This is a genomic window from Streptomyces sp. NPDC008137, from assembly GCF_042957035.1.
In the GTDB taxonomy this organism is placed as follows: Bacteria; Actinomycetota; Actinomycetes; order Streptomycetales; family Streptomycetaceae; genus Streptomyces.
In genome coordinates, this window is the sequence record NZ_JBIBHN010000012.1 from 190700 (window position 1) to 202739 (window position 12040).

General features: G+C 71.6%; 10 protein-coding genes. 6 read left to right on the forward strand and 4 right to left on the reverse strand.

Features of this window, described 5'->3' with window-relative positions:
* Window positions 1–30: 30 nt before the first annotated feature.
* Window positions 31–1140, reverse strand: a complete 1110-nt coding sequence (locus tag ACFZBT_RS21280) for a GDSL-type esterase/lipase family protein (protein ID WP_391105652.1) — start codon at window positions 1138–1140, stop codon at window positions 31–33.
* 285 nt (window positions 1141–1425) lie between these two features.
* Between ACFZBT_RS21280 and ACFZBT_RS21285 the strand changes: the two genes are divergently transcribed.
* Genes ACFZBT_RS21285 through ACFZBT_RS21305 form a run of 5 tightly spaced genes read left to right on the forward strand, consistent with a single transcriptional unit; the run spans window position 1426 to window position 7897 of the window.
* Window positions 1426–2280 carry an ABC transporter permease subunit gene (locus ACFZBT_RS21285; protein WP_391105678.1) on the forward strand — a complete coding sequence of 285 codons (855 nt, stop codon included), beginning with the start codon at window positions 1426–1428 and terminating at the stop codon, window positions 2278–2280.
* Entirely contained in the window at window positions 2277–3164 is an 888-nt protein-coding gene (locus tag ACFZBT_RS21290; RefSeq protein ID WP_391105654.1) for an ABC transporter permease subunit, read from the forward strand. The genes ACFZBT_RS21285 and ACFZBT_RS21290 overlap by 4 nt, the downstream gene beginning before the upstream one ends.
* Window positions 3165–3207: 43 nt before the next feature.
* Window positions 3208–4857: an extracellular solute-binding protein gene (locus ACFZBT_RS21295; protein WP_391105656.1), complete on the forward strand. Its 1650-nt coding sequence runs from the start codon at window positions 3208–3210 to the stop codon at window positions 4855–4857.
* Window positions 4858–4899: 42 nt separating this feature from the next.
* Complete coding sequence (locus tag ACFZBT_RS21300) at window positions 4900–5955, forward strand: substrate-binding domain-containing protein (RefSeq protein ID WP_391105680.1); 1056 nt, start codon at window positions 4900–4902, stop codon at window positions 5953–5955.
* 22 nt (window positions 5956–5977) lie between these two features.
* Window positions 5978–7897, forward strand: coding sequence for a DUF2264 domain-containing protein (locus ACFZBT_RS21305; protein WP_391105658.1), 1920 nt, complete (start codon window positions 5978–5980; stop codon window positions 7895–7897).
* Between the two features lie 55 nt (window positions 7898–7952).
* Here the strand turns inward: ACFZBT_RS21305 and ACFZBT_RS21310 are convergent, their stop codons facing one another.
* Genes ACFZBT_RS21310 through ACFZBT_RS21320 form a run of 3 tightly spaced genes read right to left on the reverse strand, consistent with a single transcriptional unit; the run spans window position 7953 to window position 10967 of the window.
* The gene (locus ACFZBT_RS21310) at window positions 7953–9446 is read right to left on the reverse strand and encodes a tripartite tricarboxylate transporter permease (RefSeq protein WP_391105660.1); all 1494 of its coding nucleotides are present in this window, start codon (window positions 9444–9446) and stop codon (window positions 7953–7955) included.
* Between the two features lies 1 nt (window position 9447).
* On the reverse strand, window positions 9448–9987 hold the full coding sequence (locus tag ACFZBT_RS21315; RefSeq protein ID WP_391105662.1) for a tripartite tricarboxylate transporter TctB family protein: 540 nt from the start codon (window positions 9985–9987) through the stop codon (window positions 9448–9450).
* On the reverse strand, window positions 9984–10967 hold the full coding sequence (locus ACFZBT_RS21320; protein ID WP_391105682.1) for a tripartite tricarboxylate transporter substrate-binding protein: 984 nt from the start codon (window positions 10965–10967) through the stop codon (window positions 9984–9986). Before ACFZBT_RS21320 ends, ACFZBT_RS21315 begins: the two co-directional genes overlap by 4 nt.
* Window positions 10968–11205: 238 nt before the next feature.
* Here ACFZBT_RS21320 and ACFZBT_RS21325 point away from each other — a divergent pair, with 238 nt between their 5' ends.
* Window positions 11206–11949, forward strand: a complete 744-nt coding sequence (locus ACFZBT_RS21325) for a response regulator (protein ID WP_391105664.1) — start codon at window positions 11206–11208, stop codon at window positions 11947–11949.
* Window positions 11950–12040 lie beyond the last annotated feature (91 nt).

The following is a 12040-nucleotide window of genomic DNA, read 5'->3' on the forward strand; positions in this document are numbered from 1 at the left end:
GTTGACGGAGAGTCGGGCCCGCGCCGGGTGTCAGGCGGCCGGGGTCTTCGCCGTGCATGTGACGGTCGCCGCCGGGGTCCCCGCAGTTGCCGGGGAGGTGGCAATGAAGCCGAACGTGGCGCTCGCGCCGGGGGCCAGCGCGCCGTTCCACGCCGCGTTCGTGACGGTGGCCGTGCCGTCGGAGGCCGTCGTGTGGGTGCCGTTCCAGACCTGGGTGAGACGCGCGCCGCCGGCCGGTACGACGGTCGCGGTCCAGCCCGAGGCGGCGGAGGCGGACGCGTTCGTCACCGTCACCTCGCCCTGATAGCCGCCCTGCCAGGAGGAGACGGCCCGGAGGCGCGCGGTGCAGGCCCCGGGTTCCTCGCCGGGGCCACCGGGGTCGCCCGGGTCCTGTGGGACGCCCGCGTCCAGGACGGCAGCCAGGGCCGGGTACCAGCGGGCGGCGATCTTGTCGTCGCCGGAGGCGTTGGGGTGCACGCCGTCGTAGGTGTCGACGGCTGTGCTGAAGCCCGTCCACTGGTCGACCACGGTGACCGGGGAGCGGTCGGTGTTGGTCGCCCTGGCCCAGGCGGGAATCGCCGCGTTGAAGTCGACGACGCGCTGCGCGCAGGCCGGGCAGCTGCCCGGGTTCATCGGGATGAGCTGTGCCACGAGGATCCGCATGTCCGGATCGGAGGCCCGCATCTGCGTCACGAGCTTGGTGTAGGCGGCGAGGATGCGGTCGGGGGCGATGCCGCTCCAGACGTCGTTCGTGCCGAAGTGCATGACAACGATGTCCGGACGAGTGGCGGCAAGCCTTCCCGGCAGCAGGTTCTGGTCGGCGACGTTCGTCACCAACTCCCCGCCGTGGCCCTCGTTGTCGCCGTCGTGCGCCTGTCCGCAGCCCTGCGTGGGGAGGGTGCCGACGAAGTCGATGTCCTGGTGTCCGCTGTTCACGAGCCGGTTCCACAACACCGCCCGCCAGCAGCCGGGCGAGCCGGTGATCGAGTCGCCGAGCGGCATCACACGGACGGGTTCCGCGGCCGGGGCGGCCGTCGCGCGGGGTGCGACGGTCAGGTTGAGGGGGAGGAGCAGGGTGGCCAGGAGGCCGAGAACCGTGACGATCCGTAAGTGCGGGGACGAGTGGGCGGTTCCGCGCATGGTGGTCCCTTCCCTGGGTGAGGTGGGAGCGCTCCCATCACATCAAGCCATTTTGTCGGTGACGCGTCAAGAGGGAATGGGTGAAGTCACGGCTCTGTCAGAAGTGTTGACCGTGCTGTGAAAGCGTTTTAATTTTCTTCACCGGACACGCCGAGGTGAGGGGGATCCGTGGCAACTGCCTTACGGGAACGAGCAGGTGCCAAGGGGGATAGTCCTTCTCCTCGTGATTCAGGCGGGACGCAGCACAGGCTTAAACGTTTTCAGAGCCGGACGTTGTTCCTGCTCATGCTGCCCGGAGTCGCCTACTTCCTGCTGTTCCACTACGGCGCCCTCGCCGGCAACGTCATCGCGTTCAAGGAGTACGTGCCGTTCGACGGCCTCCTGGGCAGCCCCTGGGTGGGACTCGGCAACTTCCAGCGCATGTTCGAGGACGCGGCGTTCTGGGACTCGGTCCTCAACACCCTCTGGATCGCCGTCCTCCAGCTCGTTTTCTACTTCCCGGTGCCGCTCGGTCTCGCCCTGCTGCTGCACACCCTCACCTGGAGCTCGGTGCGCCGGTTCGTGCAGTCGGTGGCGTATCTGCCGCACTTCATCTCATGGGTGATCGTCGTCGCGCTGTTCCAGCAGGTGCTCGGGGACACCGGCCTGCTCAACAGCGGCCTGAACGGCGCCGGTCTGCACACCGTCGACATCATCGGCAACCCGGACGCGTTCCAGCCGCTCGTCGTCGCCCAGGTCATCTGGAAGGACGCCGGCTGGGGCACGATCATCTTCCTCGCCGCGCTCGCCCAGGTCGACGAGCAGCAGTACGAGGCGGCCGCGATCGACGGCGCCGGACCGTGGCGGCGCTTCTGGCACGTCACCCTGCCCGCCATCCGCCCGGTCGTGGTGCTGCTGCTCATCATGCGGCTCGGCGACATCCTCTCCGTCGGCTTCGAGCAGATGCTGCTGCAACGCGACGCGGTCGGGCCTGAGACCGCCGAGGTCATCGACACCTTCGTCTACTACCAGGGCATCGTCGGCGGCGACTACGGCTTCGCGGCGGCCGCGGGCCTGTTCAAGGGGCTCGTCGGCGCCCTGCTCGTCTACGCGGCCAACAAGGCCGCCCACCGCCTCGGCGAACAGGGGGTCTACCGATGAGCGCGTCCGCCCGGCCCGGCTGGATGGAGAAGCCCCGGCCGCTCACCCAGACCGCCAAGGCACTCGCCCTGGCCACGGTCGTGCTGCTGGTGTGCGTGCCCTTCCTGGTGATCGTGTCGACGTCCCTGGCCTCCACCCAGGAGGTCGTCGACAACGGCGGCTGGGTGCTGTGGCCCAGCGAGCCCACGTTCGACGCCTACCGCGACATCTTCGACGGCGGCATCGTCACCCACGCCCTCGGTGTGAGTGCCGGGGTGACGATCGTGGGCACCCTGCTCAGCCTCGCCTGCACGGTGACCCTGGCCTACGCGCTGTCCCGCCCCGGGGTCTTCGGCGGCAAGCCCGTCCTGCTGCTGGTGCTGTTCACGTTCCTCTTCCCGCCCGGCATGATCCCGAGCTTCCTGCTCGTCAAGGAACTCGGCCTGCTCGACTCGTACGCCTCGCTCGTGCTGCCCGTCCTGGTCAACGTGTTCAACCTGGTCGTGCTGCGTGGCTTCTTCCAGTCGATACCCGAGGAGCTGTACGAGGCGGCCCGGCTGGACGGGGCGGGGGACTGGCGGGTGCTGGTGTCGGTGGTGCTGCCGCTGTCCAAGGCAGCTCTCGCCGTCGTCGGCCTGTTCTACGCCGTCGCCTACTGGAACTCCTGGTTCTACGCCTCGCTGTACCTGGAGAGCGACCACTGGCCGCTCCAGCAGGTGCTGCGCACCTATGTGGTGGCCGGGGCCGGACTCACCGACGCGACGACCGGCGAGGCGACCGTCACCGCTCCTCAGACCGTGCAGATGGCGGTGCTCGTGATCGCCACCGTGCCGATCCTGCTCGTCTACCCGTTCCTGCAGAAGTACTTCACCAAGGGCGTGCTCACCGGCGCCATCAAGAGCTGACTCGAGCAAGAGCTGACACAAGCCGACACGAGGTGATTCACCCATGTCCCGCATGTCCCGACGCACGCTCCTGCGCTCCATGGCCGCGGGCGGCGCCGCCGTCTCCGTCCCCGGTCTGCTGACCGCCTGCTCCTCGGGGTCCGGCGACGGCGACGTCTCCAACTCCGGGAAGAAGCTCGCCCCCTGGCCCGCCCACCGTCCCGCCACCGGCCCGAAGCCCGACCTCGCGCCCACCGAGGAGGGCGTCCAGGCCGGATACACCTCCTACCCCTCCGACCTGGCCAAGTCGGTCTCCCGCACCCCGGGCGACGGCTCCACCGTCCGCGTCATGACCGTCTCGTTCGGCACACCGCCCAAGCCCGCCTCGGCGAACCGGTTCTGGGCGGCCGTGGAGAAGGCCCTCGGCGTGAAGATCGAGTACACGATCATCTCCCAGGCCGACTACCAGAAGAAGATGGCGACGGTCATGGCCGGCGACGCCGACGCCCTGCCCGACATCATCAACATGTTCTCCGGCTTCACCCTGCCCCGCGAGGCGCAGTTCGTGCAGCGCCGCGCCCAGGACCTCACGCCGTACCTGTCCGGCGACGCGATCGCCGACTACCCGAACCTCGCCAACATCCCCACCCACGCCTGGCGCGACATGGGCCGCATCGGCGGACGGATCTTCGGCATCCCACTGGAGCGCCCGCTGCCCGGCTCGACCCTGTGGGTCAACCAGGACATGTTCGCCGAGGCGGGCATGAAGGAGGGCTGGACGGCCGAGGACTTCACCGCCGTGGCACGGCGGGGCACCCGCGGGAAGACATACATGCTGGGCGCCGCCGCCCAGTCAGGGTTCGGCAACGGCTACCACTCCGCCGCTCACAACGCGCCCCAGAGCTGGGCCGTCACCGGGAACGGGACCTTCCTCCCGGCGGCGGCCGACGAACGCTACAAGGCGTCGATCGCCTTCCGGGCACAGCTGCGCGAGAACGGCTCCTACCACCCCGACGCCACGTCCATCTCGCAGATCGACCTGACGACCCTCTACTACAACGGCACCGTCGGCTCCATGCAGGACGGATTCGGCGCCTACCTGCCCAAGTACCGTGAGTCCAAGGGCAAGATGAGCCCGGCCGCCGCTCTCCCGTACAGCGTCGGCGGCGAGCCCGGCGGTATCGTCGCCGCCCGCCGCTCCTTCGGTTACACGGTCCTGAAGCAGGCCGAGAAGGAGCGCGTCGAACTGCTGCTGCGTATCCTCGACTACCTCGCTGCACCCTTCGGGAGCGTGGAGTGGGAGCTCACCCACTACGGCGTCGAGGGCGTCCACTTCACCCGCGCCGAGGACGGCTCGCCCGAGTACACCAAGCTCGGTGAGGTGGAGAACAACACCAACCTGCCGCTGAAGTACCTCGCCGAAGGCCCCCAGGTGCTGTTCGTGCCCGGTATGCCCGACGCCGTACGCGCCCTGCACACCTGGCAGCGGAAGGTCGTGCCGCACGCCGTCCGCAACGCCTCGTTCGGGCTGCAGTCCGCGACGCACAATGCCCAGGGCGCCACCCTCCAGACCCTCCTCGACGACACCGCCACCGGGATCATCGCCGGGCGGCTGCCACTGTCCGAGTGGGACGCGACGGTGAAGAAGTGGCGGAGCCGGGGCGGCGACAGAATGGCCGAGGAATACGCGAAGGACTACGCGGCCAACACCTGAACAGCGGTGGGCGGAAGAGGAGACGCGGGGGATGGGGAACGACTGGTGTCCAAGGGGCGGGTCACGATCCGCGAGGTCGCCGAGCGGGCGGGCGTGTCGACGGCCACCGCCTCCCGGGCGCTCAGCGGCAACCACCCGGTGCCCGCCGCGACCCGGGCCCGGGTCCTGCGCGCGGCCCGCGACCTCGACTACGTGGCCAACGCGCACGCCCGAGCCCTGGTCGGCGGCGGCCGCAAGATGGCCGCCGTCGTGGTCCGCCAGGTCACCAGCCCCTTCTACGCCCAGGTCGCCGAGGGCGTGGAGGCGGAGGCCGCCGACCGCGGCTGGCTCTGCGTGGTCGGCGCCACCGGCGGGGACGCCCAGCGCGAGATGGAGTTCGTGCGGCTCATGCGGGAGGAGGGCGCCCGGCTGGTGATCCTGGTCGGCGGGGTCGTCGAGGACGACGCCTACCGCGAGCGAGTCGCCCACTACGCCCACGCCCTGGACTCCTCCGGGGCCCGGCTCGTGCTCTGCGGCCGGCCCGCGCCCGACCCGGAGATCCCCGCGCTCGTCGTCGAGTTCGACAACGAGGCCGGGGCCCGCGCCGTCACCTCCCATCTGCTCTCGGCCGGGCACCGCCGGATCGTCTTCCTCGGCGGACTGCCCGGCAACACCGCCCTCGACGCCCGTGTCGCCGGCTACCGGACCGCCCTCGCCGAGCACGGGCTGCCGCCCGAGGCCGCACACGTCGTCGACTGCGGACTCGGCCGTGCCGCCGGGCACCGCGCGATGACCGAACTCCTCAAGCGAACAAGGGAGTTCACTGCCGTCTTCGCCGGGGACGACATGGTCGCCGCCGGTGCCCTGCGCGCGATCGCCGACACCGGGCTGAGCGTCCCCGGCGACATCTCCGTCGTCGGCTACAACGACATCCCTCTCGCCGAGGACTTCAACCCGCCGCTCACCACCGTCCGCACCCCCGCCGAGGAACTCGGCCGCGCCGCGGTGCGCATCGCGCTGCGCGACCCCGAGCACGCGGCCGGGGCCCACCATCTGCTCGGCACCCACATCGTCGTCCGCGACAGCGTCGGCGCGCCCCCGCCCGGGCGTGCCCTGTGACCAACGGAGGAACCACACCCGCATGAGCGCGCCGCACGTGTCGCTCCCCGGCCCGACGCACCTCCCCCACCTTCCCCATCTGCCGCCTCCCGACCCCTCGGCCTCGCCCCTCACCGGCTGGACCCGCGCCCACTGGGAGGCGATCGCCGACCGCCTCCTGGACGCCCTGCTGCCCTACGCCTCCCCGGGCCTGGCCCAGTACCGGCTCCCCGGGCCCCCCAGCCACTCCGGGCCCTGGTCGGACGGTCTGGAGGGCTTCGCCCGCTCCTTTCTGCTGGCCGCGTTCCGTATCGCCGGCTCGGGCGGACACCAGCCGGGACTCATCGACCGGTACGCGGCCGGGCTCGCCGCCGGAACCGACCCGCGCGGCCCCGACCGCTGGCCGCCCATCACCGACCGGGGCCAGCCCATGGTCGAGGCCGCGTCCCTCGCGATCGCCCTGCACGAGACCCGCCCGTGGATCTGGGACCGGCTCGACGACCGCGTACGGCAGCGGATCGCCGACTGGCTGGGCGGCTTCGTCGGAGCCGTCGTCAACGACTCCAACTGGCGGCTGTTCCAGGTCATCACCGAGGAGTTCCTCGCCTCCGTCGGCGCCCCGCACAGCCGCCGCGAGATCGACGCCGGGCTGGCACGCCTGGAGGACTGGTACCGGGGCGACGGCTGGTACACCGACGGCGACGGCCGCAAGTTCGACTACTACAACGCCTGGGCCCTGCACCTCTATCCGGTCCTGTGGGCGCGGATCGCCGGACCCCGCGCCGACCCGGGCCTGGTGGCGGAGCACCGGACCCGCCTGCGCACGTTCCTCCACGCCCACCAGCACTTCTTCGGCGCTGACGGCGCCCCGGTCCACCAAGGCCGTTCCCTCACCTACCGGTTCGCCACGACCGCACCCCTGTGGGCGGGCGCCCTCGCCGACGCCACCCCACTGCCGCCGGGGCGCACCCGCCGCCTCGCCTCGGGGGCTCTCCGGCACTTCGCCGAGCGGGGCGTGCCCGACGAGCGGGGACTGCTCACGCCCGGCTGGTACGGCCCCTTCCCACCGGCCGTCCAACGGTACTCGGGCCCGGCCTCCCCCTACTGGGCGAGCAAGGCATTCCTCGGCCTGCTCCTGCCCGCCGACCACCCCGTGTGGACCGCGCCCGAGGAACCGGGCCCGGTCGAGACGGCCGACGTACGCCTCGCGCTACCGGCGCCCGGCTGGCTGCTCCACTCCACCGCCGCCGACGGGGTCGTACGGCTCGTCAACCACGGCAGCGACCGCCTCCCGCCCTCGCCGGCGACGGGCGACGACAGCCCGCACTACGCCCGGTTCGCCTACTCCAGCGCCACGGCCCCGGAGACCCCTCCGGCCCCGACCACGGGCCCCGACAACCACATCGCCCTGCTCGCCCCCGACGGCACGCCGACCCCGCGCGGCCGTATCCACCCCCTCGGCGCCGAGGGCGCTCGTGCCGCCTCCTGGCACCGGGCCCTCCTCCCGGGCAGCGACGGGGGGCACCGCATCGAGACGGTCAGCGTGGTGCACGGCCCCTGGGAGGTCCGGGTGCACCGCGTCGACGCCCCGCCGGGCACGCCGGTGCGCGAGGGCGGCTGGGCGGTCGCAGACGACACCGCGCCGCCGACCGCCCGGACCGGCTCCGGCTGGGCACTGGCCCGGCGCGCGGACGGCCTGACCAGCGCGCTGGTCGCACTGCACGGCTGGAGCGACGACGCGGGGACGGTCGTCGCGGCCGAGGGCTGGAACGCGTACGGGCACCACTCGGCGACGCCGCAGTTGACGCTGCCGTCCCACCCCGGCGGGACGTGGCTCCTGGTGACCCTGGTCGTGCTCGGCGCCGATCCGCGTGTACCGGTCACCGGGGCCCGGGCACGGGCCGCCGCCGACGGGTCCGTGGAGATCCGGTTTCCCGACGGCGCTCGGGAGTCGGTGCCCTAGGACAGGCCGCGGGGGCGCGGCTCGGGTGAGCCGCGCCCCCTCGGGAACGAGCGTGTCAGGCCTCCACGCGCCCGCGTGTCACCGCCTTCTTCAGCAGCGGCCAGGCCAGCAGCACCAGGATCACCGCGTACACGGTCACCGCGAACGGCGTGTTGACCAGGCCCGTCACGCTGCCGTCACTGATCTGCAGGGCCCGCCGCAACTGCTGCTCGGCGTTCGGGCCGAGGATGACGCCGATGACGGCGGGCAGCACGGGCAGGCCGTAGCGGCGCATGCCGAAGCCGATCAGGCCGATGATCAGCAGGATCACCAGGTCGATCACCTCACCGCCGACCGCGTACGCGCCGACCGCCGCGAAGAACATGATCCCGGCGTAGAGGTACGGCCGCGGAATGCGCAGCAGCTTCGCCCACACCGGCGCCAGCGGCAGGTTGAGGGCCAGAAGCAGCACCATGCCGACGAAGAGGGACGCGATCAGGCCCCAGACCAGGTCGGGCTCGCGCTCGAAGAGCAGCGGGCCGGGCTGGATGCCGTACTGCTGGAAGGCGGCCAGCATGACGGCCGCGACCGCCGTGGTGGGCAGGCCCAGGGTCAGCATCGACACCAGGGTGCCCGCCGCCGAGGCGGACGCCGCCGACTCGGGCCCCGCGACGCCCTCGATGGCGCCCTTGCCCCACTCGTCCTTGTGCTTGGACAGGCGCTTCTCCGTCACGTACGACAGGAAGGTGGGGATCTCGGCGCCGCCCGCCGGGATCGCGCCGAACGGGAAGCCGATGAAGGGGCCGCGCAGCCACGACTTCCAGGTCCGGTTGACATCCCCGCGCCCCAGCCACGGCCGGCCCACCGGGATCGGCTCCGGCGGCCGGCGCCGCAGATGGGCGGCGACCCACAGGGCCTCGCCGATCGCGAAGAGACCGACCGCGACGATCACCACGTCGATACCGTCGGCCAGTTGGAGCGAACCGAAGGTCAGGCGCTGCTGGCCGGTCATCTGGTCCAGGCCCACCAGGCCCAGGGTGAGGCCGATGAGCAGGGAGGCGAGGCCACGGATGCGGGACGAGCCCAGCACCGACGTCACCGCGATGAACGCCAGCACCATGATGGCGAAGTAGTCCGGCGCACCGATGTCCACGGCCAGTTTCGCCACCGTCGGCGCCAGCGCCACCAGCAGGAGCGTGCCGATCAGACCGCCCGCGAAGTGCCCTACGGCCGCCGCCGCGAGGGCCTGGGCGCCGCGCCCGGACTTGGCCATGGGGTTGCCCTCCATGGCCGCCACCACCGCCGCGCTCTCACCGGGCGTGTTGAGCAGGATGGAGGTGGTCGAACCTCCGAACATCGCGCCGTAGTAGATGCCGGCGAACATGATGAACGCGCCGATCGGGTCGAGCCCGTACGTCACCGGCAGCAGCAGCGCGACCGCCATCGCCGGGCCGATGCCCGGCAGGACGCCGATCGCCGTGCCGAGCAGCACACCGATGACGGCCCACAGGAGGTTGATCGGCGTGAGAGCCGTACCGAAGCCGTCCAGAAGGGAGTTGAAGGCATCCATGTCACAGCACTCCCATCAGCGGACCGCCGGGCAGGGGCACTCCGAGCAGATTGTTGAACACGACATAGGTCACGAGGGACAGCCCGGCCGCGATGAGCGGATCGCGGTCGATCCTGCGGCTGCCGAGCGCGAACGCCGCGCCCCAGAAGAGCAGCGCGCCCGCGACGGGGAAGCCGAGCGGCTCGATGATGACGGCCGCGCCCAGGAACACCCCGGCGAGCAGCAGCACCGTGCGCCAGTCGGCGGGTTCGGACAGGTCGACGTCCTCGCCGGTCTCGGCCTGCCCCCGGCCGCCGCGCAGCACGTCCACGGCGAGCAGCGCGGCGATCACCAGCAGCCCCGCGCCGACCACGATCGGGACGGTCTTCGGGCCGACCGGGCCGCGCTGGGCGATGTCCACGTCCATGGTGAGCGCGTCGGTCAGGACGAGCACGCCCAGCGCCAGCAGCAGCGCGCACACGCCGAGTTCGGAGTGCTCGCGCAGCCACGAGCGCCGTTCGCCGCCGGTCTCGGCGGGGGGAATGTCGGTCTGCGTCGTCACAGTCCCAGCTCCTTCAGCACCGAAACCACGCGCTTGTCCTCGGCGTCGAGGAACGCGCCGAACCTGTCACCGGTGAGGAAGGCGTCGTCCCAGCCGTTCTGCTTCATGGACTTGCGCCACTCCTCGGAGGCGTGGAGTTCCTCGACCAGCTTCACGAGCTTGGCGCGCTCCCCTTCGTTCAGGCCGGGCGGGGCTACGATGCCGCGCCAGTTGGTGAAGCTCACGTCATACCCGGACTCCTTGAGCGTCGGCCCGTCGAGCCCCTCGACCCGCTCCGGGCCGGTGACCGCGAGGAGGCGCAGCTCGCCCGCCTTGATCTGGTCCAGGTACTCGCCGACGCCGGAGACACCGAAGGCGACCTTGTTGCCGAGGATGGAGGCGAGGAGTTCGCCGCCGCCGTCGAAGGGGATGTAGTTCACCTGCTTCGGCGGGATCCCGGCGGCCCGCGCCATCAGCATCGGCGCGAGGTGGTCCGGCCCGCCGGGGGAGGACCCGCCGCCCACCGGGAGCTTGCCGGGGTTCTCCTTCCAGGCGCCGATCAGGTCGTCGATCGTCTTGTACGGGGAGTCCTTGGCGACGACCACGACGTCCTGCTCCTCGGTGAGCCGGGCGATCGGCGTGGTGTCGCCGAGCGTTTTCGGCGCGTCGTTGGAACGGACGGCACCCACGACCCCGAGGCCCATGGACATGGCGAGCTTGCCGTTGCCGTGTTCGCTCACCAGCCGGCTGAGGCCCACGGTGCCGCCGGCTCCGGGCAGGTTGAACACCTCGATGTTGTGGGTCAGTCCGGCGTCCTCGGCGTTCTTCGCGGCCGTGCGGGCCGTGATGTCGTAGCCGCCGCCGGGCGTGTTGGGGACCATGAAACGCAGGCCAGGGATCTGTGTGCCGGTCTCGGTGCCGCTGCCGGTGGTCAGCAGCGGCGGTCCGACGAGCACGAGCACGGCGGCCCCGAGCAGGGCGAGGGGAGTGCGCAGGCGCACGAGTGCCACCACCTGTCGGTACGTCGATGCGGGTAGGTAAAGGTCCTGTGGGGAGGGGTGATGTGGGCCACATGGTGCCCGGACCCTGCCCTGCTGTCTCTCTTGCGGAACCAACGGAGGTTTTGGACTTTGTGGTCGCCGGGACAGCGGGGTGCGGACCCTCGTCGGTGCATATCCCTTTCCTTCGCCGCAGGTGGCGGCGATGATGGGCGGCCCCGGCGCGGAAGGAGCGGACCCGATGACCAGCGAGCCCGGGACGTCCGGAACCATCGACGTCCTCGTGGTCGACGACGACTTCATGGTGGCCAAGGTCCACCGCGCCTACGTCGAGCGCGTCGAGCCGTTCCGCGTCGTCGGCGTCGCGGGCACGGGGGAGCAGGCCGTCACCGCCGTCGACGAGCTGCGCCCCGACCTGGTGCTGCTCGACCTCCATCTCCCCGACATCTTCGGACTCGACGTCATCCCCCGGCTGCGCACCGCCGGGCACGACTGCGATGTCATGGTCGTCAGTGCCGCCCGCGAGGCCGAGACGGTACGCGGCGCCGTCCGGCACGGTGTCGTCGACTACCTCCTCAAGCCCTTCGAGTCCGAGGACCTGCGCGTCCGGCTGGAGCGCTACGCGGACCGGCGCGGCCGGCTGCTCGGCACCGTCGTGCGCAGCCAGGCCGACGTCGACCGCGTCCTGGCCGGAGCGGCCGGGCCGGCCTCGGGCTCCGCCGCCCTGCCCAAAGGCATGAGCGTGGAGACCGCCGAGCTGGTCGAGCGGGCCCTGCGCGCGGCGGACGGCACCCTGTCCGCCACCGAGTGCGCCGCCCTGACCGGCGTCTCCCGCGTCAGCGCCCGTCGCTACCTGGAGCACTTCCACACCGTCGGCCGGGTCGAGGTCTCCCTCCGCTACGGCGTGGCGGGCAGGCCGGAACGCCGCTATCGCTTCCGCGACCTGCCCACCGGGTTGCGGCGGGGTGGTGAAGTGCGCGCCTAAAGGGTGTTGCAGAAGGCTTGGTGGCGGGCATCTTGCCTGTATGGGTGGGGTGTTGAGGGCTGAGCCGGTGTGGGTGGAGACGTTCACCGGG